Raw genomic sequence first — 22,252 nt, 5'->3', positions numbered from 1 at the left:
GTATGCAAACCGAATTAAACATTTACGGCGAAACACTTAACAGCAGGCTCATTTTAGGCAGCGCCCTCTATCCAAACCCAGCCTTGATGCAACAGGCGCTGCAACTAAGTGGCTGTGAAGCTGTAACTTTAAGCTTAAGGCGGCAAGCGCCAGAACAGCAGGGCGGCGAGCAGTTCTGGCAAATGATCCGCGATTTAAAACTAAGGCTGTTGCCCAATACAGCAGGTTGCCATTCAGTACAACAAGCTGTGACCTTGGCGCAAATGTCGCGGGAAATATTCCAGACTAATTGGATAAAACTGGAGCTGATAGGAGATGACTACAACCTGCAGCCCGAGCCAATTTTATTGCTACAAGCGGCCGAACAATTGCTGGCGGATGGCTTTGAAGTATTGCCTTATTGCACTGACGATTTGGTGCTTTGCAAAAGACTGTATGAACTCGGCTGCAAAGTGCTGATGCCCTGGGCTGCGCCTATAGGTTCGGGTTTAGGAGTGCTCAACCCATATGCACTGCGGACTTTACGGGAGCGTTTACCGGACGCCACTTTGATAGTGGATGCAGGTTTAGGTTTGCCCAGTCACGCCTGTCAGGTGATGGAAATGGGTTTTGATGGTGTATTGTTAAATTCTGCCGTGGCTTTGGCCAAAGACCCTGTATTGATGGCACAAGCTTTTTCTCAGGCCGTATCCGCTGGCCGCTCTGCATTTTTAGCAGGGGCTATGCCTAAACAAGATTTCGCCAGCCCTTCAACACCTGTGCTTGGTATGCCGTTTTGGCTGCAGGAGGCGCCATGATTCATGCAAATCAGGCAGCAATACTGTGGAGTATTGCAGGTTCCGACAATAGCGCAGGCGCTGGTATTCAGGCCGACTTAAAAACCATCCAGAGTTTTTCAACATCAGAGCAGCCCTTGCATTTATACACTTTAGTGACAGCCATTACCGCCCAACATAGTTCTGGTGTCGATGCGTGTATGGCGGTATCTGTGGCTATGCTGCACCAGCAGGCTATGGCTTTTTTAAAAGATGCCCAACCTGCTGTGATAAAAGTTGGTTTGCTGGTGAATAAACTTCAGGTGCTTTGGCTGGCTGACTTTTTACAAGAACTCAGACAACAACAACCCGACCTGCTGGTGATTTACGACCCTGTTGCCATTAGCAGTAGTGGTTCAAGGATGGCGGACGCTGATTTATACCAGGCTGTGATGCAGCATTTATTACCACAACTCGACTTATTAACTCCAAATTTGCCAGAGCTGGAAGCATTAACTAAAGCTGCACCTACCAGGCAAGCGGTGCAGCAATTGTTTGAGTTTGGCGTGAAGGCGGTATTAGTCAAAGGCGGCCACGACTTTGATATACAAAGCTGTACAGACGAGCTTTTTATCAGCCCGCAGTTTAGTTACCGCGGCTATCCGGCTTATACCCATCAGATTAGCCTTAGTAGCCCTCGGCAACAGCACCAGTTTAACCATGGTACAGGCTGTTGTTTTAGCAGTGCTTTGGCAGCAGCTTTGGCTTTAGGTTATGCACTGGAAGATGCTTTTGTTTTGGCAAAAAGCTATATCAATCAGGGATTAAGCCAGCCAGTTGTGATCACAGAGTGTTCAGGCACTTTGGGACATTTGGGTTTTCCAGCCAAACCGAATTATTTACCAGAGCTGATCACTGAGGATCTACGGCCACCAGCCAAAGCCTTTGTGCCTTTAAAAGCTCCTTTAGGTTTATATGTGATAGTACCTTCAGTGGCAGAGCTGCAAAGGGCTTTAGCGGCTGGAGTTAAAACCCTGCAACTTAGAATAAAAAGCACAGATCAGGCGCTATTGAGGCAAGAAATTCAGCAGGCAATCCAGCTTTGTCAGCAGGATGACATTCAGCTTTTTATTAACGATCACTGGCAATTAGCGCTGGAGCTTGGCGCATACGGTGTGCATTTAGGTCAGGAAGATATCAACAGCGCCAACTTAGCTGCTTTGCAACAAGCCGGAATTCGGCTGGGTTTATCCAGCCATGGTTTTTATAAACTGCTAAGAGCTCAGCAACTTCAGCCCAGTTATCTGGCGATAGGCGCAGTATTTGCCACTCAAACCAAAGAGATGGGTGGCAAATTACAGGGGCTACAGAAACTTTATCGTTATCCGGCCTTATTCCCAAAGATTCCGCTGGTAGCTATTGGCGGCATTAACCAAAGCAATGCCAAAGCTGTGTTGGCGACAGGTATCAAGCACTTAGCTGTGGTGCAGGCTTTTGCGAATGCTGCAGATCCCAAACTTTGGGTGCAACAAATGCAGCAGCTGATCGCCGAGGCCCAACTGGAGCAAAAGTTATGCTGAATGATTTAGAATTTATTCGCTATAGCCGACAGTTGATGTTGCCCGGTTTTGGCGAAGCAGCTCAGTTAAAACTAAAACAGACGAGAGTACTGTTGATAGGTTGTGGCGGTCTAGGCAATGCCGCCAGCCAGTATCTGGTGTCCTCGGGAATAGGCCAACTGACGCTTGTCGATGGCGATAAAGTGGAATTGTCTAACCTGCAACGGCAAATCTTATTCCGTGACAGCGACAAAGGGTTTAACAAAGCCAAAATAGCGGCACGCCAGCTTAAACAGCTGAATCCGCATGTCAGCGTCAAGGCTGTAGAACAGCAGTTTAGCGTCGACAATGCTGAAGCTTTATTAGCAAATACCGACTGGGTATTTGACTGCACTGATAATTTCCAAAGCCGGAAACTCATTAATCAGCTGTGTCAGCAGCAGCAAATCAGCCTGATTAGTGCCGCGGCTATAGCCCAACAAGGCCAGTTGATGCTTTGGCCTTTTGCACATACTCCAAGCCCCTGCTACCAATGTTTATTCCCTGAATTAACAGACCAATCCGGCAACTGCAGCAGCTTAGGCGTTTTAGCTCCTTTGCTTGGAATTATCGGTTCTATGCAAGCTATGTTGCTGCTACAGCAAATTATTCAGCCAGATAACCAAGCGAAGTTCTGGCAGTTTGAGGGGATCGGGTTCAGGTTGTCAGGCTATGATATGCCTGCTCACAGCTGCCAGTGCCAACCTGAAAAACAGCCTGAAACAGGCTTACCGGAAAAGCTAAAATACAATACACATCAAAACCTTAAATAAAAATCCTCTGGTTTAAACGGCAGCTTGCAAAGCTGCGATTAATAGCCAGAGTCTTTGTAAACTTATCAAGCTGGCAACAGCATAAGCTGTATTTTTCCTGAGCCTATTATCAAATATTTTTTGAAACTGATTCGATGTATCGCCTCTTTTACTAGTGAATCATAACTTCTATTCTGCGGCATCTGCTCAAACAAAACCGGAGAAAGAACATGAAACAGCTGATATCACCAGCCCTATGGCTGTCTTTAACAATAAGCAGTTTAGTCAGCGCGGCGCCCGTAACGGGAAGTCTCGAGACTGTAGCTGAGTTACCTATACGACCAGGCAATGTCAGTGTGACAGCACAAGGCAGGGTGTTTGCCACAGTGCATCCGCTGGATACCCCCTCGGGCTTACAACTGATTGAAGTGAATCGACAAACAGGTGCTTACACCGCCTGGCCCTCTGCAGAACTGCAAAAAACTGCGGCAGCCAATGCAGTTCAGTTTGATACCTTGTTGGGGATAACGCAGGACAAAGCCGGGCATCTCTGGACTGTAGATATGGGTTTAGAACTGGGCCAGACTCGGGTCTGGGGTTTTAATATTCAAGATGGCAGCTTATATAAACAAATAACCTTACCTCAGGATCTCGCGCCCAAAGGTAGTTTTATGCAAGATCTGGTGGTGGATTCCAAAAAAGGCTGGATTTATCTGGCGGACATCGCGGATCCCGGATTAATCGCAGTCAGGATCAGCGACGGTCACACTGTACGTTTTTCCGGTCATGCATCGTTACAAGCAGAAGCTGATGCTGTGATGAAAGTAGACGGCGAAGTCACATTATTTAATGGCAAAGCAGCCAGTGTCGCTGTGAACCCGCTGAGTTTATCGGCTGATGGAGAAACACTGTACTACGGCGCCATGAATGGTACCCGCTGGTATCAGTTATCGACCCAGGCTTTACAAACAGGCGACGCAAAGAAAACGGCCGCAACAGTCAAACTAGTTGGCTTCAAACCTGTATCTGACGGCGCTGCCACGTCAAATAGCGGCAATCATTATTTTACCAATCTAAACCACAATGCTATCGATATGCTCGATAACAAAGGCAAACTGAAAACACTGGTCAGCTCGCCTCTGCTGGATTTTCCAGACAGCGTGCAGTTTGGTGAAACAGGCTGGCTGTATATTTCAGTGAATCAACTGCATAAAGCCAAAGCTTTTAATGGTAAGGCCGAAACCGCCAAAGCCCCCTACCGTATTATGCGGGTATGGACTGGCGAAGATACAGCCGCAGGACGTTAACCCATCGGCTGCAACAACAGAGTTGCAGCTTCCTTTATTTTTTGGAGTATAAAAATGTTGTATGTACTGGCGGAAATTCAGGCCAAGCCTGGCAAAGCACAGATAGTTAAGCAGGCATTGTTGCAATTGCTCGAACCAACCCGACAAGAAGAAGGGTGTCAGCAGTATGACTTATTTGCTGATGAAAGCGTTGAAGGCTTGTTTTTAATGCAGGAAATCTGGACCACTGAGCAAGCATTGGAAGAGCATAACAACACTGCTCATCTGCGCAATTTTGGCGAGTATTGCAAACAACAGGATGCGCTGGCGCATGTCACATTAAGACGACTTGGGTTTGTTGGTTAAGTGAATTCAGGAGGTAAAGCTCAGTCTATATGAACTTTACCTTCCTCCTGCCAAATCTATAAAAGTACCTGTGGCATAAGATGCCTGCTCAGATAACAGCCATAAAATCGCATGTGCGGCCTCTTCCGGCTGACCACCTCGTTTCATTGGAATGGCGTCTTTGATGCGATCGACCCGACCATTTTTTTGCTTAAAGGTCAGATCAAACCCGCTTAAAGCCAATCCTGAAGCCACCCCAATGCCGCCCTTTAACCATAATAGGCACGGACAAATCATGCAAAATTTCGCCTGTATCGCGTTTATAGGTTTGCAGTAGCATAGGCTGAGTGTTGCTGCCACAGCGGCTGCCGGTGCGGTCGCCAAAGACGCGTTTGGTGCGATTTTGCAGCAAATCTTTCTCGTAATTCCCTGTTAAGGCCTGGCTGTATTTTTTATTGTGGGTAGGGAAATAACCTTTACGGTCCACGCCTCCTGCGTATAACACATTGCTATGACGCTCTAAAATAGGCTCCTGGATCAGCGGGAAAAACTGGTCGGTAAAACTGTCGTAAGCAGTATGGAATTTCTGTGGGTTGGTATTGGCAATGGCCTTGTACTGTTCGGCAAATAACTGCTGCTCAGTCAGCTTGCCCTCGCTCAGCGCTTTTTCAAATAATGCGCCTATAGCAGCCGCTGCTTGCTGAGCCTCTTTGAGTACAGGGTTAAAGAAACTCTGGCTGGTGACAGTGCTGAGTTCGCGGTAGATACTTTCAGTTTCTACTGACAATTCAATGGCCTGGTCTGCCACTGTACTGCCTTTATGTTCTATCGCCGATAAGGCCTTATTAATGCTTTGAATAGACTGGCCCAGTTGCTGGCTGGTATTTTCCAGACCAGTACTGACCTGCTCAATTTGCTCCAGCGCAGCGGACACCTGCCCAACTTCGGTATTGATGCCATTAAAACCAGAGGCCACACTTTGTAATTCCTGCTGCACATCACCACTTAATTGAACAAGCTGCGTCATCACATCTGCAGTTTGTTCGCTTTGGCTGCGAATATCGGCCAGCATTTTGGCGATATCTTTGGTGGCTTCTGAGGTTTTGCCAGCTAAAGCCCGCACTTCATCAGCCACTACCGCAAAACCACGGCCTTGTTCACCAGCTCGTGCGGCTTCAATAGCAGCGTTCAAGGCCAGTAAATTGGTTTGGTTGGCGACACTGGTGATTACTTCAGTGATACGTTGAATATCGTCGGCACTGCCTTTAAGTTGCTCCAGCTGTGCAGCTGCAGAACTAACAGCATTCGCCAATTGATTGATGTTCCCTACACTTTTTTGCAAGCGCTGATCGGCACTGCTACAAGCATTGGCGGTATGAATAATGCTGTGGCTAATTTGCTGCAGGTTGTCAGTCAGTTGACCGCTGGTATCAGCTAAGCCTGTAGCAGCGCTGCCAATCTGGCCACAGTCGTCACCACTGTGTTTGATGTCTTTAATTAAACCATCTATATAAAAGGAAACTTCGGCAGCACCTATCGCCATTTTTGAAGTAGCTTCGGTAATGTGATGAGCACTGTCGGCCAGCGCATTGGATTCTTGCTGCGGCTGAAGTTTTGCTTCTTTGTGACCGGCCCAGAGCAGATAACCACCCACAGCCAACAGATTCAGAAAAACCAGCAACCAGCTATTCCAATCCAGCAACAAGTACAGCACCTGCGCCATCAGCCAGAGTACAACAAACACCACTGCAGCACGTACATTTTCCATAACGACTTCCCATCAACAGAGGCCAGATGACAACTTGGCAAGAGAAAATATCACAGAGTTTACAACTCTGTAGCAATTCGGTTTTGGCAGTGTTTCTGTTCTGTCAGCAACTGTCAAACCATCCGCAGGGGAATGCGACTAAAGTCTAGGTCGCTATGGTTTAATCCGGCTTTACTGCCGGACAGGAAAACCGCTGTCTGCCCAGGCTTGCATACCACCAGCTATGGAGTATAAGTCACGAAAACCCATACGTTGCAGCGATTCCACCGCTAAGGCCGAGCGGGCGCCAGAACGGCAAATCAAATACAAAGGCTGGTTCGCCAGTTCAGTTAAAGCTTCTACTGCATCCTTATGCTGCGCTACAGCCGGATGTTGCGGTAACTGCATTTCCAGCACCCCACGCGGCATATTTATAGCTGTCGGAATATGGCCAGTGGCAAATTCAGCAGGTTCACGCACATCAATAATACGAGCCTGACTAGTCTGTAATAAAGCAGCCAGTTGCTGCACCGTCAGTTCCTGAATTTTCGCTTTGGCTTCGGCAACAAGTACGAGTCCTGTTTTCATAACGGCAGTCCTGTGTAGTAAGTTGCTTTTAGTGTATACCGAAAGAAGTCGGGATTGCAGCAGTGCAATAAACAAGCAGCCAAAGCGACAGTCTGATCGAAAACCATTGTTAGTTACGAAATGCGGAAAATATCATCGCCAACACAAAAAACGGTGCAACAAAAAGTACAGCCGCCAGCAAAAAATTTCCAATAGCTTTCCAGAAAGAAAAACCTTGCACTTGCGCTATACAGATGAACATCAACACAGAAGCCCAGCAAGCGAGTATAAATTGTATTGCCAACAGCACAAAAAACGGAATTGGGTCTGCTGAGATTGCAGGAGTTTCGGAACTGAAAATTTCGTTGCCATAAAGAGCTATACCTATAAAACACAAAGGTAAAGTACAGATCACAGGAATTATGCTCCAGGCAAATGCAGCTCGAAGGTGTTCGGCTGTAGCTTTTCCGCCTAACCAGGCACCTGATATTTTCAGTAACCACCCAACGACATAAAGAGTGATCAGTCCGCCAATAGTGCCACTTAATATGGTGCCAAACAGAATAGAGGAAAGCTCATACTTGTCGCCCATTTCGTTATTGCTTGCTCTGCTGAGCGCATTCCATATACCGTACAAAATAGCTAATGGAATGACCGCATATTGGGCATTAGTATCAATAATTTCCTGGATAGTTTGTCTCGGCTGAAGCCATATATTTGTCCAGAGGTTCACTGTATCTCCTTGATAGCCCATGAAAAACTTCATTCTTTATTTTGAATTGATCACGATATCAAATGTATTGGTTTGAGCCAAATGTCCATAGAGGAATGATCAAGGTCTTCGACATGGACAGCAAAGAAGAGGTTGTAACAGTCCTATAGCAAGGTATGTGTTGAGGGGGCTATGCCTTTTCCATAGCCCTCGCGCTCTGACTCACTCATTGCAGCAATAGCTTTACTTTCCCCCAGCCAACTGCTGCAAAAACTGCAACCGCTGCTTTTCTTCGTCGCTGACAACAAAAGGCTCGTCGCTGAGTTGGCCGAAATTAATAGCTTCCACCACAAAACCAGGCTCCTTGCTGTCGCCGTATCTATTGGATTCGCCTGGCATGGCGGAGCGTAGTTCCAGCACAAAAGTGCCGAGCCAATAAGGCCCGCCCTGGTGCTGCAATACTTGTTTAAATGCCTTCAGATCCAAAGTTGCAGAACCTTCGGTCAGTTTCCCTTCTGCCGTTAGCACCGCCAAAGGCTGTTTGCTTTCGGTAAATAGATTGGCTCTTAAGCGATACATCCCTGCTTTTTTTACATCCAGATTGACTGGTATTACTAAATCAGCGCCACGCGAACTGCTGCTGCCAATGCCGGTGATAGTGGCAACAGGATAGCTGTAGTCCAGACCTGTTTGCAGTTGCTGGGTTTTGCCTTCTGCTTCAAATACTACCACCAGCTCCATAGCACCATCCCAGCTTTCGATGGCATCAAACTGATGAGCCCATTCTGCAGCATCTACACTAGCTGTTAAATCGGCCTGCGCCAGTACTTTGCCACTTTGTTGTTCACGTAATTCTGCTTTTACATTTTGTGGCGATAAGCCAGCCATCACCAATTTAAAAACCACAGCTTCAGGGTAACTGAATCGGTATTTTGGCAACACCAGACTGGCGCTGGCACCAGCTTCCAGCGGCAAGGCCACAGTGTCAAAGTGATTGGGGTTGAGTAGCTGATGATCGGCAGCCGACAAAGGTCTGGAATAGGATGGATAAGTTAGTTCAGCCGCATAAGCCTGTGACAACAAACTAAAACTTTGCTGCAATTCCTCCTGCTGATACTGATCCATCTGCACTGGTGCAGCAGTTTGAGCATCGACTTTGGCCCGGGGTTCGGCAATAGCTTCAAGTTGAGGTTTATCCACCACAACCACAGCAGTTTCGGCTTTGGGCCACAACCAAAAAGCTGCCAGTGCCATCAGCACCAGCAGCATCATAGCCAAGACTTTCTTTGGCATTAATCAGCCGCCTGACTGACTAAAGACGACATGCTCTGGCGATCAGAACCTGTCACCAATAAATAGTTCGAGGCAAATACCCACCAGCCGCGTTTTTGCTGATATGTCTGGAACTGCAAAGCTTCGCTATTTAAGTAATTGGCTCTGGCATTGGCTGCAGTCACTTCGCCATCGCGGCTATTTTCAATCAGACCGCTGTGGCTGTAGTCATTGCCCATCAGCATGGGGTAGTGATAGGGCATAAAGCCTTTAACACCACTGCTTTGACTGGCCAGTTTGCCATCAAAAGCCACATTGGCACTGCAACTGTCAAAAGAGCCAACAGCAGAGGCACCACAACTGGAATGACTGGCGACTACACCATCGTCAGTACCAGGTAAAAATGGGCCTGTGGCGTTTAAAAAGTCAGAACCTGCGCCAGCGAAACGTAAACGTGGTACACGACTGGTTGGGAAACTTGCCAGTTGCCGCGCTGTATTTACCCGCAGATCGTTCAGCACACCTATATTGGAAGGCGACGGCATTTGGCCTAACCATAAAGATAAAGCAGCCCGTAAAGCTGCGTCTGTCCAGCTGCCGCCTCCGGCCACATTAACTGCTAAATCAGCCAGTTCAACACCACCACCAGCGCCGGCAAAATCAAAGCTGGCGATAATATTCAAAGGTTGTAAGCCCGCGTTTTGCAGCCATAAAGCCTGATTGTCGATAATGTAACGGGTGACTAAATCGCCCGTAGAATGGCTGACAAAAATACAACCATTGCTGCAGGTGCCTGCGCGGGATAATTGCTGTAGTTTTGGCCAGACATACTCGGTGGCAATTTTTCCGGCAATACGTTCTTGTGATGGCCAGTCGATACGCGCATCAGCACGGCTTAACCAAAAACCAGCCCAGTAGTCGGCGCCATTGCTGGTGACATCAGCGCCTGTTGGCCTATCCGCTAAATTAGCAGGCTGAAAACCATGCACTAACACTACAGGATGACCATTCAACGCAGCAGATAAAGGTAAACTCAGCAGCGCCAATCCGGCTACCGCCATTTTTAGTAGTTTCATTCGTTTGTCCTTGTTCTTGTCTATGTAAATTTATTGTTTTATTTGCACCATTTCCGTGATGCCAAGTTACAAATCCCAGTACAAGATAGAACAGCTAAATGACAATGCAATGGCATATTTGCGCCCAACAGCGCAGATTAAGCAGTAAATAGCTGATGTTGCGTTTGAATTTTGAGCTGCCTTATTTGCTAACAAATAGTTAAAACTTCAGGCTAAAGCGGCGGACAGACCAGTGGAATTATAAGTTTGAATTGCTCTGGCGTTTAAAGTGATTACTCGAATTATTTTTTGAATTTGCTGAAATGATCAGGCTGCTGTAGTGAGTAATTTCTCGACATGAGGTTTTTCGCGGTTCTCGGCAAACCATGCATCGTAGTTAGCTTGCAGATTGATCCATACAGCCACATTGCTCTCTATAGACAATGCGATACGTTGCGCTATTTCTGGCGTGCAGGGAGTATGACCGTTACAGAAGTTACTCATAGTTGTGCGGGACAACCCCAGAGCTTTGGCTGCTTTAGTGATGGATATGCCATGTTCTTCTAAAATAGTAACCCGAAAAACAACTCCGGGATGGGTAGGACACCTGGTCATTTTTTCCATACTAAACTCCGGTTTAATTCAAAGGCTGCAATCGCTACTTTTTGGCCTTGATCTGTTTACCATGATAGTCGCGGTAATCGAGTAATACGGCGCCATCATCTTCAATTTCAAAGGTAATTCGCCAGTTGCCATTCACTTCAATTGAAAAAACACCAGCGCCCGCTCCAAGCTTTTCCGAAAACTTACTGCCATAAATAGCTCGCAAATCTTTTGGCTGATGTGATGCATGGATGATATCCAGCATTATTTCAAGTTTGGCTGCATGTATGGGCTGCACACCACTGCTGTCCCCTTTGTAAAACAGCTTCTTCAGCCCTTTGTGACTAAAACTCTTACTGGCCATAAGCTATTCCTTCAGCTTCCCCAAAGTGTAAAGCATTGCTTTACACTTATCAATGAAAAGGTACTTTATGGAATAGCCAGAAAACTAATATTTCGCAAATATTAACTGCGTAACGCTGGTTTCTAGTCAACCGTTTTGGCGAGCCCAACAGCTGCAGCCGCTATATTCGCCAATTTAGCGCGCAGCTCTGTGATGGAGCTGTTGCGGTTGGGGTGAACCCTGTTCGATAGCAAAATGATGTAAGTGCGGCTGGCCGGGTCTATCCAGATACTGGTGCCGGTAAAACCTGTGTGACCAAATGAGCCTTGGGGCAATAAATCACCTTTGGGTGCTGAGTAGGCTGTTTGCATATCCCAGCCTAAAGCCCTGCTTTGGTTGCCAATAACTACCGGAGTGAGTAAGCGTTGCACCGCCAGTGGCGATAACACTCTTTGGCCTTTTAGCTCGCCGCCGTTTAGAAGGATTTGGGCAAATAAGGCGAGATCGTCAGCTGTACCAAAAACTCCGGCATGACCTGCCACTCCGCCTAAACGCAAGGCTGTTGGATCGTGCACTACCGCATGTAAATAAGGCTGAGCGTAATTCGGCAGTAGCTTTTGATAATCCACATCGCCTTGCAGGTTTTCGGTTGGGGCTATACGTTGTTGATACGCAAGGTCTTGCTGCGGTGTATCCAGAGGCAAATAGCGGCTGTCTTTCATCTGTAAAGGCTGAAAAATACGCTGCTGAGCAACTAAATCCAAGGGCTGTTTTGTGATCTGCTCAACCACCAACCCTAATAAAATAAAGCCTATATCTGAATACACAAACTGCTGATCGGGTTTGGTTTTTAACTTCAGCTTTGCCAGCGTAGCATCTAAACCAGCCTTGCCTTGCCAGAATTCACGTCGGTCAAAACCATCAGCCAAACCTGAACTGTGGGTCAGCAATTGCAGCATAGTGATTTTCTTCACTTCAGCATCGTTAAGCTGCTGCAGGTACTTGCCGACAGGGTCTGTTAAACGTAACTCGCCCTGCTCCACCAACTGCATTATTAAGGTTGTGGTTACTACAGGCTTGGTTAACGAGGCTAAATCAAAGACTGTTGTTGGTGCGATCACAGGAGCTGCTGGTGAATAAGTTTTAAAACCAAAAGCCTTACGATACAAAACCTTATCGCCACGCCCCACCAACACCACAGCACCAGGTAATTGCTTATCAGCAATAGCCTGTTCAACTAAAGGCGCTATGCGATCATAAGGTTCAGCCGCCAAAACTGCAGAACTGACGCAACACCACAGGGAAAATAGTATGCCTTTGATCTTCATAAATTTTTCCCCATTATATTTACCACAAATGTAGGGGCGGGGCTTGTCCCCGCCCGTCCAGAAGCCGGGTCGGTGTCGAATAGAGCTTGCCCTGCCCGTGCTGAGTTCAATCGTCGACCTGAACGAATTAGTCCTCACTAAACAATGCCAGCAGATCCTGCGCTTCGCCTTGCCAAATATGGCTTTGGCCCAGACTGAAAATCTGATCGGCCAGCCCTTGTTTAAATTGCTGTAACTGCTGCACTTTTTCTTCTACAGTTTTGCTGATAATCAGCTTATAGACAAATACCTGCTTGTCTTGCCCGATACGATAGGCGCGGTCTGTGGCCTGATTTTCAGCGGCCGGATTCCACCATGGGTCGTAGTGAATGACAGTATCAGCTGCAGTCAGGTTTAAGCCTGTGCCTCCAGCTTTTAAGCTGATTAAAAACACAGAATTGTCGCCAAGCTGGAACTCGTCTATTTGTTCCTGGCGTTTTTTCGTCTGGCCTGTCAGCTTACTGTAGCTGATATCCATATACTGCAGCTCCTGCTCTATCAGGCTCAGCATGCTGGAGAACTGGCTAAAAATCAGAACTTTACGGCCTTCTTCGATCATCTCAGGCAAAGTGTCCCGCAGCCACTGCAACTTGGCATTATTCTGCACCAGCTGTGCCTGCTCTATTGGCAATAACCGCGCATCACAACAGGCCTGACGCAACTTTAACAGCGCGTCCAGATACTCCATCTGGCTAGCGGCTACGCCTTTGCGCAAAAACATTTCCCGTACTTTGGTTTCCATAATTAAACGGATGCTTTCGTACAGGTTGCGCTGATCTGATTCCATATCCAGCAGCTGCAAAATTTCGGTTTTATCCGGTAATTCTGTCGCGACCTGCTTTTTAGTGCGGCGTAACATAAAAGGCGCAATACGCTGACGCAGCGCATGAGCCCGTTCTGCATCGGCTGACTTTTCGATTGGCTTGCGGAACACCTGGGTAAAACGGGCTTCAGTGCCTAATAAACCAGGTAAAACAAAATCAAACAAAGCCTTAAGTTCACCCAAATGGTTTTCCAGCGGAGTGCCTGTTAACGCCAGTTTAAAGTCGGCTTTCACCAAGCGCGCACTTTGCGCCGACTGCGAACCGGCATTTTTTATATGCTGGGCTTCGTCCAACGCCATCAGGCTAAAGTGATGCGTCTGGTAATAAGCTAAATCCCTTACCAGTAGCGGATAGCTGGTGACTATTAAGTCGTATTTTTCCAGCTGGTCAAACAGCGCCTGACGTTTAGGACCGTATAAAGTCAGTACTTTCAGTGAAGGTGCAAAACGCGCCGCTTCCTGCGCCCAGTTACCCAATAAACTGGTCGGGCAAACAATTAAAGCCGGGTGTTTCAGTAAACCCAACTCTTGCTGATGCAGCAAAAATGCCAGTGTCTGTACTGTTTTACCCAAACCCATATCGTCGGCCAGAATGCCACCTAAACCAAAACGACGCAGGAAACAGAGCCAGCTTAAACCTTGCTGCTGATAAGGCCGCAGCTGTGCTTTTAAACTTAAAGGCGCTGCTACATCTTCAATGCCATCAAAATGATGCAACTGAGTCACCAACTGCTGCAAACGCCCGGCATTTAGATAACGGATTTCTTCAGCACCAGGACCTGGTAATAAGGCAGCTTTGTAATCAGGCAGCTCTATTTCGCTGGGTGCTTTTTTCAGGTTTAACAGTTCAACTATAGTGTCGATCAACGGCTGAATAAGGCTAACCGGTAATGGCAATTTACCTTGAGGTAAACTCAGCCATAAGGTTTCATCGGCCGCTGGTAGGCCAAAACTACGTAACCACTGAGTGATTAAAGGCAATAACGGAATTTGCTGGCCATCAATTTCCACCTGAATGGCTAAACCAAAACCACCGGTGTTTTTGTCTGTCACTTCCAGATAAGCTTTGGCGTGGATCACCGCCTGATTAAAGGCTTTGTCCTGTTCAATGCGCCAACCTTGTTGTTTCAACTCTGGAATAGCCTGCAATAACGGCTGCCATAACAGTGGGTTTTCCGGCCCGTCGCCACAGTCAAAATAAGGTGTTGTCGACTGCTCAACAGGCACGGAGCGCAAGCCATACTGCGATACAGTTTCCAGTGCTTTGATTTCGCTATCGCGGTCGCGACGGATAAATACCGTCTGGTTATCCAACTGCAACTGGGTTTGGGATTGCTGTAGATCCAATGGCAATAAATGCGGACCGTACGCCATTTGTAAGACAGCCACAGCTTTGCTGACTTTGTTCTTTTGCGTCAGTAACTTCAGCTGTAATACAGGTACTGGCTTGCTTTCAATTTTTTGCACCGCACTGTCGTCCGGCATAGGTAAATTGAGTTTGGGGAAAATCTGCTGCAACCGCTTCATACTGTCCGGCAACACAGCAGCTGGCACAGGCGGCATGCGCATCAAGAGCTTCAGTTCACGACCACTAATGTCGCTGTCGAGTAAACCCAGCTGATTATTGACTAAGTCGAGGTAACAAGGTGGATCGGTGAACACCAGTTCCAGCTCGCGATCTTTGGGCATCAGTTGCAGCAACTGCCAGCCGGCTTTGCTTTTTAACCAGCGTAATTGCAGCTGCAGGTTATCGCCCCAGAATAACTCACGGCGTTCTTCGTCCAGCACACAACGGCCTGTTTCCAGCATTTTTAATAGCAGCTGATAACCCCACTGATCTTCCAACAAGGCCTGACGGCGTAAATCAAAAGCAAAAAACTGCTGCAATAACCGGTAGTCATCTTCGGCCAGCCATAAAGGCCGGATTTGGCCGGAAAGCTCACTTTGAGCAATAATTTTGCCTTTGCTGAAGCTGCCATTTTTAGCTTGTTTCACCCTTTTGGGTAGCAGTTGCAAACCTAAGCTACTGGGGCGCAGTTCATACAAAACTGTATCTTCGGGGGCATTGGCTGCAACTGGAGGGTTATATTGCTCGGCTTCGCTAAACCATTGGTTGAGCTGCCGTACTGGCTGCTGCACTGACTTTTGCTGTAATTGATCCAACTGGTGTTTCAGCTTCAGTAAGGCCGCCAGTACATGCTTGCATCTGCTGCCTTCTGAGCAGGTGCAAGAATCAGTCATTTGCACCTGACCATCGCGCTCAGATATAGAAATCAGCTGCTTAAAAGGACTAAAACCATCACCCCAAACCTGACTGCGAATTTGCGAAAAGTCAGGTTCATAGTCCAGCTGCACCACTTTTCCGGCCAGAAAATAAGCCCGCGCCTTATGAAAGGTGGCAGGGTGAAACCAGAGTTGTAACTGCTCTGCAGAGACAGGAAAAACAAAATCAGCCGTCATACGCCAAATTTTTTAAAACCAAATGGCGTTTATGCTACCTCAAATTGCAGGACAGCCATAGCAGGCTTTTGTCTGATAGAGTTAATCTTCAGGTGACAAGGTAGTTAACACCACATGCCTTTTAATGTCTTTCACCAAAATTCCGCATTTAAACAACTGCTTATGAATTTGTTTTTGAAAATACAAATCCAGCTTTTGCTCCAGCGCAGCAGCTAAAGCCGCTTCGGAATTAAACTGGCAACGCACCAGTAAAGACCCTGGAAAATTCTCGAACTCCATACTGAACCAGCAACCAACAAAATCTGCATACAAAACCGCTGCTGCCTGCTCTACCACTTCTAAAGACTTCAGCACATTCGCTTGCTGCTTTTGTTGCACTACACTTAATTTTTTTGCCATTGTTCACTCAGTTCCAAGCTTTTATAAGCAGAATTATGACACGGATTGAGGTGTTACAGGGTTAGGCTTTAGCTTCTAAACTCTGCAACTGTTACTGCCCTGCCTGTAAATTTTACCTTTGAACCATACAAAGCGCAGACAGCCTGCGTTCAGGAATTATGTATAAAATAAGCGATAACAATAACTTAGAGTACAAAATTTAACCTTGGCATGATGCTGGCTTAGTGACAAAAGTACGTTCAACCAAGTGCTGAAGCACTTTTGATACGGTACTTAAGTACCAAGGAGCAATTATGTTAGGCTGGGCTTTAACTTTTCTTATTGTGGCCATAGTGGCCGGGATCCTGGGTTTTGGCGGCATAGCAGGCGCAGCAACAGGTATAGCAAAAGTCATTTTTCTGATTTTTATTGTATTGCTGGTGATTTCGCTGTTAGCCAACGCACTGCGCGGCAAAACCCCTAAATTGTAAAATGCCGGAAGCGGCTGAAGGAGAATGGAATGAAAACTCAAACTTCATTGTTCAAGTTGTTGTTTGCTGTAGTGCTTGCGACTTCTGTGGTTGCTTGTAGTGAAAGTGATGCAGATAAAGCTGAAGACAGAATGGAAGAACTCAAAGCTCAGGCAGAAAAAACAGCCGAGCAAGCCAGCGATAAACTGGAAGAAGCAGCTGACAAAACAGCAGACGCGCTGGAAGACGCTGCAGACAAAACAGCAGAGAAAGCCAAAGAACTTTGTGAAGCAGCCAAGGAAAAGGCTGATACCAAAGACAAAGACTGCTAAGTAACACAGGCGGGGTTGATCCCCGCCCTTCCTGCACCCGCTTTAATCCACTCAGATTTTCTGCTGATATTTTTCCAGTTTGTTGTAAAGAGTTTTGACACTGATACCCAGCTGTTGCGCTGTATCGGTTTTATTACCGGAGTTTCGCTCAAGTGCTGCAAAAATTGCTGCTTTTTCCAGCTCGTCCAACGGCATATCGGCAGGAATATCTGCAACAGCAGCCACAGGAGTGGCGACCTCCAACAGTAAGTGTTCAGGCTCGATCAGTTTATCTGCCAGAATAAAAGCTCGCTCAACAGCATGTTTCAGTTCACGCACATTACCAGGCCATTTATGCTGTGCTACCAAGGATAAAGCAGTATCAGACAGCTGTTTTTGCTGTTTCTCCCTGGCATTGCAATAGGCAAGAAAATGCTGCGCCAAGCCAGCAATATCGCCCTCGCGTTCGCGCAGTGGCGGCACTTTCACCGGGAACTGCGATAACCTGAAATACAAATCTTCCCGAAACAGACCATCAGCAACCGCCTGCAACGGATCACGGTTAGTGGCAGCTATCACCCGGACATTGGCCATACACACTTTGTTACTGCCAACAGGGCGATATTCACCACTTTCAAGCACCCGCAGTAATTTCACCTGCTGCTCAAGCGGCATTTCTGTCACTTCATCCAGAAATAAAGTGCCTTGCTCGGCCTGGGCAAATACGCCCTGATGATCACGTAAGGCGCCGGTAAAAGAGCCTTTGACATGACCAAACAATTCGCTGTCGATCAACTCCGAACTCAAAGCACCACAATTAATAGCGATAAAAGGCTTATCGGCCCTGTGACTGGCCAAATGCACTGTATTGGCCACCAGCTCTTTACCAGCACCGCTTTCGCCAACAATAAAAACATTGGCTTCAGTGACAGCCACTTTACGTACAGTTTTGTAGAGCCGGAGCATGGCAGCAGACGAGCCCACCAATAAACCAAACTGGTCCAGATCACTGGTTTGAACTTTACGTTTCACCGCTACTGTGGACAATTGCTGATAAAAATCCTGCACTGCATCCAGTACACAATTCATATCCAGTGGCTGGCGAAAATGATAACCAGCTCCACAGCGCATCAGTTGATCCAGTGCCAGATCAGGTACGCCTTTACTGACCAGAATAAAGTCCATTTCTGCCAGCGCATTACTGTGCTGCAACAGCTCGTATTGAGCAGGTTCTGGATTATCTATTTCAATAAAAGCTAAATCATAAGGTTGTCTGAGCAGTTGTTCTGCCCAACATTCATCTGGCTGGCTTTTGCAAATAACAAAACGCCGGACAATGTCTGACTGCAATAGTTGAGTAGTTAGCTCTGGGTCCTGCACATGCAGGAACAATAAAGGCTGGGTCATACATACTTTCCGTAGTTTTAGACTGTAAATTTAACAGGGGTCCTGAGTAAAACTTACCGACCTGCACTCAGCTTCCCGGCTAGAAAAAAGCAAAAATATCTATACATCATAAACTTACATCTTGGTACATGAATTGATTATGAATTTAGATGGTTTTTATTTGCCATGGAGTACCAAACTGATGACAGAACCATTATTAAACAAGGCGCTAACAGTGCAGCAGAAAGAACTGTTAGCGGCTTTAAGCAGCTTGTTTTCCCGAGCGAAAACTTTTTACCAACATCACGCAGAAAGTGCCGGCCCAAGTAACCTGCGCCGACAATTTACGGCGCTGGCAGAGCTGCATCAGCAAATTTTATATTTGTTTCCAGCTCCCAAAAGTGTTGCTGATCATGCTACTGAGAGTGCAGCAGAAAGTAGCGCTTTATCCGAGCTTAGCAACTGGTATCACAACCCACCCAACCCGCTTTCTGTGTCAGCTATACAGCAGCAACTTGCAACACAACTGCAGCTACAAAAAGCGCTGATCAGAAGTGGCGATGTGCAGCTGCATCATAAAACCTTGCTGCATTTTACCGCGAGTCTGCAAATAGCAGCCGATCAGCTGGCACAGAACAAAACTCTACCTCCAGAGTATGAAACTTTTACCGATCAGTCAGACAAATTTACAAACATAAAATTAACATCAGATGAACTAAAAAATATATTCATTACAAATCAATAACTTAATTTTTGGCATCAAACTGGCAACACCTTCAGGGTATCACTAACAAAGGAGCGACCCTTATGAAACGCACAACATTAGCAGTGATGATGACTTTAACTCTTGCTTCAGTATCGGCCATGGCGGCCAATGACTGGAAAGATACAGCGAAAGATGCCTGGATCGACGGCAAAGCTGAAACCACTCTGTTGCTGAATGGCAACCTGAATTCTTTTACCATCGACACCCATGTCAAAAATGGTGTGGTTACCTTAACAGGTGAAGTGGAAAGCGATGTGGATAAAGCATTGGCTGCAGAGCTGATTGAAGGGCTGGACGGCGTTACCTCAGTAGAAAACAAGCTGATGGTGAAACAAGACGGCAAAACCAATGCCGATCCAAAACAGACCAGCGCACTGAAAGATGCAAAAATAGCGACAGTGGTAAAAACCAGTCTGTTATTTGAGCCAGAAACCAGTGGTACCAGCATTGATGTGGATGTTGCAAACAGTGTGGTCACACTCAGCGGCGTGGTGGATTCAGATGCTGAAAAAGATCTGGCCGTCGCCAAAGCTAAAAACACCAAGGATGTGGTGAAGGTAGTAGATAAATTAACAGTGTCAGAAGGTTAATAGCCTTATCGCCAAAGCCGGTCACTCGACCGGCTTTGTTTTTTACTTCAGTCAGGATTTATCCCTCTCTCTTCTGCAATAGCCTTTTTGTCAGCACATTTAAGCCATTCATCGCCTTTTATGAAGAACAGCTTGCTCAATGCCACATCATGTAATATTTTGAGTTACATGAAAACAGATAATAAACTCTCATCCATTTTGCATGTCATTCTGCATCTGGCTGAACATAACCAAGCAATGACCTCTGAAACACTGGCGCTTTATCTGAAAACGAATCCTGTGGTGATCCGCCGTATGATGGCGGGTTTACGTCAGGCTGGTTTAGTTGTTTCAGTCAAAGGCCATGGCGGCGGCTGGACTATGGCAAAACCTCTTGCCGCTATCAGCTTGCTGGATGTGTATCAGGCACTTGGAGCTCCACGCTTATTTGCTCAGGGGTATCGGCAGGAAGCTCCACAATGCCTTATCGAACAGGCCGTGAATGCGTCGCTGGATTCAGCTTTTGCAGAAGCAGAGCGGCAACTGCTGCAGAAATTCAATGCAGTAAATCTCTCTGATATAGCGGCTGATTTTGAACTCAGATATCAGCAGCATTTGCTGACATTGGAACACTCAGCAGCAACTGCACAACAAAGCAAACAAGAGTAAGCGGATATGAATTTTGATGTAATTATCATAGGCGGCAGCTACGCCGGTATGGCCGCAGCTTTGCAGTTAGTGCGTGCCCGCCGCTCTGTATTGGTGATAGACGCAGGCAGCAGACGCAACAGATTTGCTGACAGCTCACATGGGTTTTTAACTCAGGACGGTAACAGCCCTGCGGCTATTGCCGCGACCGCCAAAACTCAGCTTTTGGCTTATCCGACAGTGCAATGGCTTGAAGCTTCTGCTACAGCCGCCAGCAAAACAGCAACTGGTTTTCAGGTGAATACTGCACAACAAAGTTATCAGGCCAAACGTTTGATACTGGCTACTGGTGTGACGGATCAGCTTCCTGACATTGGAGGCCTTGCAGAACGCTGGGGCAAAAGTATTTTTCATTGCCCTTATTGCCATGGCTACGAGCTGGAGCAAGGCTCTATTGGGGTTTTAGCTGCCAGTCCTTTAGCTTTGCATCATGCTTTGATGCTGCCGGATTGGGGACCAACCACTTTATTCACCAATCAGTGTTTTGAGCCCGATACAGAACAACAAGCACAGCTACATGACCGGGGCGTTGTGATTGAATCAGGCAAAGTGCTGCAGATTTCAGGCAAAGCAGATGTGCAGCTAACGACTGGCAAGACACTGCAGATGGCAGGCCTTTTTACCCAGCCTACCACCAGAGTCAACAGCCCATTAGCAGAGCAATTAGGCTGCCAGTTTGAACAAGGCCCGCTGGGCGCTTTTATTCAAACCAGTGCCAGCAAAGAAACCACAATACCAGGCGTATTTGCCTGTGGTGATAACGCTCGTATGGCAGGTTCAGTGGCTATATCCATAGGAGATGGATCTCTGGCAGGAGCCATGACTCATCAGTCGCTGCTCTTTGGCACTATCAGCCACTGAAGATAAGCAATAAACACTACTGTTTTAGATCCAGCCAGAATGGGATAAGCTGCCCTGCAGTACAAGGTTGAACTACAGCGATCACAGTATCTTTATGGCCAAAGCCTACACGCCACCTTTTAGTATTACGCCCTCTATTATTCGGCTGATTGCAGAGATCAACCAGCAATTGGGGCGCTTGTCAGTGCAGGACGAAAAACGTCAGTTAAAGCTGCGCCGTATTAACCGTATCCGCACTGTTCAGGGTTCACTGGCCATTGAAGGCAATACTTTAAGCGAAGTACAAATTACCGCTATTCTTGAAGGTAAAAGGGTGATAGCTCCACCCAAAGAAATACAGGAAGCCCGCAATGCGCTGCTGGCTTATGAGCAATTCGACCGCTGGATACCATGCAACGAAAAGCATTTATTGGCGGCGCATCAGCTATTGATGACAGGCTTGGTAGACGATGCAGGTTTGTATCGGCAAGGCAATGTCGGCGTGATGAATGGCTCACAGGTTGTTCATATGGCGCCACCAGCAAACAGAGTGCCACAATTAATGGCTGATTTATTGGGTTGGCTCAGCACGACAGAACAGCATCCACTGATTGCCAGCTGTGTATTTCATTACGAATTTGAGTTTATTCATCCATTCAGTGATGGAAACGGCCGAATGGGACGTTTGTGGCAAACGCTTATTCTGAGTCGCTGGCTCCCATTACTTGCGCAGTTGCCTGTGGAAAGTATGATCCATGCTAGTCAAAGCCAGTATTATCAGGCAATCAATCACAGCACTAAACAAAGCGATTGTGCCGCTTTTATTGAGTTTATGCTGACAATGATCAATAACACCCTGCAGGAAAACGATAAACATCTGCGTCAGGACAGTGCATTTTACCAGGTCAGCCCCCAAGTCGACCCGCAAGTCAGCCCCCAAGTCGGGCAGCTGTTAGCTTTGCTCTCTCAAGGGCCATTAGGCCGTGATCAGCTGCAGCAGTTATTGCAACTTAAAGATCGGAAGTCTTTTAGCGCCCGCTATTTAAAGCCAGCGCTGCAGGCCGGATGGATAGAAATGACCTTGCCGGATAAACCCAACAGCAGATTGCAGCAATACAGGCTAAAGCAACTTTAGCCTG

The 22,252-nt window shown here is 47.0% G+C and carries 24 protein-coding genes; 12 read left to right on the top strand and 12 right to left on the bottom strand.

The window, feature by feature from the left end; translation table 11 throughout:
• The first annotated feature begins 2 nt into the window (after positions 1–2).
• From LSG37_RS11305 to LSG37_RS11285, 5 genes are all read left to right on the top strand, one after another.
• Positions 3–797, top strand: a complete 795-nt coding sequence (locus tag LSG37_RS11305) for a thiazole synthase (protein ID WP_233079975.1) — start codon at positions 3–5, stop codon at positions 795–797.
• Positions 794–2,335 carry a thiamine phosphate synthase gene (gene thiE, locus LSG37_RS11300; RefSeq protein WP_233079974.1) on the top strand — a complete coding sequence of 514 codons (1,542 nt, stop codon included), beginning with the start codon at positions 794–796 and terminating at the stop codon, positions 2,333–2,335. Before LSG37_RS11305 ends, thiE begins: the two co-directional genes overlap by 4 nt.
• Positions 2,329–3,126: a HesA/MoeB/ThiF family protein gene (locus tag LSG37_RS11295; RefSeq protein WP_233079973.1), complete on the top strand. Its 798-nt coding sequence runs from the start codon at positions 2,329–2,331 to the stop codon at positions 3,124–3,126. Before thiE ends, LSG37_RS11295 begins: the two co-directional genes overlap by 7 nt.
• 209 nt (positions 3,127–3,335) lie before the next feature.
• Entirely contained in the window at positions 3,336–4,412 is a 1,077-nt protein-coding gene (locus tag LSG37_RS11290; protein WP_233079972.1) for a major royal jelly family protein, read from the top strand.
• 54 nt (positions 4,413–4,466) lie between these two features.
• On the top strand, positions 4,467–4,757 hold the full coding sequence (locus LSG37_RS11285) for a putative quinol monooxygenase (RefSeq protein WP_233079971.1): 291 nt from the start codon (positions 4,467–4,469) through the stop codon (positions 4,755–4,757).
• Between the two features lie 36 nt (positions 4,758–4,793).
• Here LSG37_RS11285 and LSG37_RS11280 read toward each other — a convergent pair whose 3' ends face one another.
• The 11 genes from LSG37_RS11280 to LSG37_RS11230 all read right to left on the bottom strand — a co-directional run bounded on the left by LSG37_RS11280 (position 4,794) and on the right by LSG37_RS11230 (position 16,084).
• Entirely contained in the window at positions 4,794–4,991 is a 198-nt protein-coding gene (locus LSG37_RS11280) for an SDR family oxidoreductase (RefSeq protein WP_233079970.1), read from the bottom strand.
• Entirely contained in the window at positions 4,960–6,504 is a 1,545-nt protein-coding gene (locus tag LSG37_RS11275; RefSeq protein WP_233079969.1) for a methyl-accepting chemotaxis protein, read from the bottom strand. Before LSG37_RS11275 ends, LSG37_RS11280 begins: the two co-directional genes overlap by 32 nt.
• A gap of 171 nt (positions 6,505–6,675) precedes the next feature.
• A complete protein-coding gene (locus tag LSG37_RS11270; protein ID WP_233079968.1) occupies positions 6,676–7,071 on the bottom strand; it encodes a rhodanese-like domain-containing protein in 396 nt (131 codons plus the stop codon).
• A 109-nt stretch (positions 7,072–7,180) separates the two neighbouring features.
• Positions 7,181–7,804, bottom strand: a complete 624-nt coding sequence (locus LSG37_RS11265) for a Yip1 family protein (RefSeq protein ID WP_233079967.1) — start codon at positions 7,802–7,804, stop codon at positions 7,181–7,183.
• Between the two features lie 201 nt (positions 7,805–8,005).
• Entirely contained in the window at positions 8,006–9,055 is a 1,050-nt protein-coding gene (locus LSG37_RS11260; protein WP_233079966.1) for a hypothetical protein, read from the bottom strand.
• Positions 9,055–10,110, bottom strand: coding sequence for a hypothetical protein (locus tag LSG37_RS11255; protein ID WP_233079965.1), 1,056 nt, complete (start codon positions 10,108–10,110; stop codon positions 9,055–9,057). The genes LSG37_RS11260 and LSG37_RS11255 overlap by 1 nt, the downstream gene beginning before the upstream one ends.
• A gap of 306 nt (positions 10,111–10,416) precedes the next feature.
• Positions 10,417–10,713 carry a HigA family addiction module antitoxin gene (locus tag LSG37_RS11250; protein WP_233079964.1) on the bottom strand — a complete coding sequence of 99 codons (297 nt, stop codon included), beginning with the start codon at positions 10,711–10,713 and terminating at the stop codon, positions 10,417–10,419.
• A gap of 34 nt (positions 10,714–10,747) precedes the next feature.
• Entirely contained in the window at positions 10,748–11,056 is a 309-nt protein-coding gene (locus tag LSG37_RS11245) for a type II toxin-antitoxin system RelE/ParE family toxin (protein ID WP_233079963.1), read from the bottom strand.
• A gap of 122 nt (positions 11,057–11,178) precedes the next feature.
• Positions 11,179–12,363 carry a serine hydrolase domain-containing protein gene (locus LSG37_RS11240; RefSeq protein WP_233079962.1) on the bottom strand — a complete coding sequence of 395 codons (1,185 nt, stop codon included), beginning with the start codon at positions 12,361–12,363 and terminating at the stop codon, positions 11,179–11,181.
• 127 nt (positions 12,364–12,490) lie between these two features.
• Positions 12,491–15,685, bottom strand: a complete 3,195-nt coding sequence (locus tag LSG37_RS11235; protein WP_233079961.1) for a DEAD/DEAH box helicase — start codon at positions 15,683–15,685, stop codon at positions 12,491–12,493.
• An 81-nt stretch (positions 15,686–15,766) separates the two neighbouring features.
• A complete protein-coding gene (locus LSG37_RS11230; RefSeq protein ID WP_233079960.1) occupies positions 15,767–16,084 on the bottom strand; it encodes a hypothetical protein in 318 nt (105 codons plus the stop codon).
• A 293-nt stretch (positions 16,085–16,377) separates the two neighbouring features.
• Here LSG37_RS11230 and LSG37_RS11225 point away from each other — a divergent pair, with 293 nt between their 5' ends.
• Together LSG37_RS11225 and LSG37_RS11220 are read left to right on the top strand one after the other, a co-directional pair.
• Positions 16,378–16,554, top strand: a complete 177-nt coding sequence (locus LSG37_RS11225; protein WP_233079959.1) for a DUF1328 domain-containing protein — start codon at positions 16,378–16,380, stop codon at positions 16,552–16,554.
• 29 nt (positions 16,555–16,583) lie between these two features.
• Positions 16,584–16,865, top strand: a complete 282-nt coding sequence (locus LSG37_RS11220; RefSeq protein ID WP_233079958.1) for a hypothetical protein — start codon at positions 16,584–16,586, stop codon at positions 16,863–16,865.
• Positions 16,866–16,916: 51 nt separating this feature from the next.
• Here the strand turns inward: LSG37_RS11220 and LSG37_RS11215 are convergent, their stop codons facing one another.
• Positions 16,917–18,251 carry a sigma-54 interaction domain-containing protein gene (locus LSG37_RS11215; protein ID WP_233079957.1) on the bottom strand — a complete coding sequence of 445 codons (1,335 nt, stop codon included), beginning with the start codon at positions 18,249–18,251 and terminating at the stop codon, positions 16,917–16,919.
• Between the two features lie 139 nt (positions 18,252–18,390).
• Here LSG37_RS11215 and LSG37_RS11210 point away from each other — a divergent pair, with 139 nt between their 5' ends.
• From LSG37_RS11210 to LSG37_RS11190, 5 genes are all read left to right on the top strand, one after another.
• Positions 18,391–18,975, top strand: a complete 585-nt coding sequence (locus LSG37_RS11210; protein WP_233079956.1) for a hypothetical protein — start codon at positions 18,391–18,393, stop codon at positions 18,973–18,975.
• A 62-nt stretch (positions 18,976–19,037) separates the two neighbouring features.
• The gene (locus LSG37_RS11205) at positions 19,038–19,586 is read left to right on the top strand and encodes a BON domain-containing protein (protein WP_233079955.1); all 549 of its coding nucleotides are present in this window, start codon (positions 19,038–19,040) and stop codon (positions 19,584–19,586) included.
• 168 nt (positions 19,587–19,754) lie between these two features.
• Complete coding sequence (locus LSG37_RS11200) at positions 19,755–20,234, top strand: Rrf2 family transcriptional regulator (protein WP_233079954.1); 480 nt, start codon at positions 19,755–19,757, stop codon at positions 20,232–20,234.
• 6 nt (positions 20,235–20,240) lie between these two features.
• Positions 20,241–21,134, top strand: a complete 894-nt coding sequence (locus LSG37_RS11195; RefSeq protein ID WP_233079953.1) for an NAD(P)/FAD-dependent oxidoreductase — start codon at positions 20,241–20,243, stop codon at positions 21,132–21,134.
• A 67-nt stretch (positions 21,135–21,201) separates the two neighbouring features.
• On the top strand, positions 21,202–22,248 hold the full coding sequence (locus LSG37_RS11190; RefSeq protein ID WP_233079952.1) for a Fic family protein: 1,047 nt from the start codon (positions 21,202–21,204) through the stop codon (positions 22,246–22,248).
• Positions 22,249–22,252: the final 4 nt, after the last annotated feature.

It is taken from the genome of Rheinheimera soli (assembly GCF_021290985.1).
Lineage (GTDB): Bacteria > Pseudomonadota > Gammaproteobacteria > Enterobacterales > Alteromonadaceae > Pararheinheimera > Pararheinheimera soli.
This window is presented reverse-complemented; position numbering and strand designations above follow the sequence as displayed.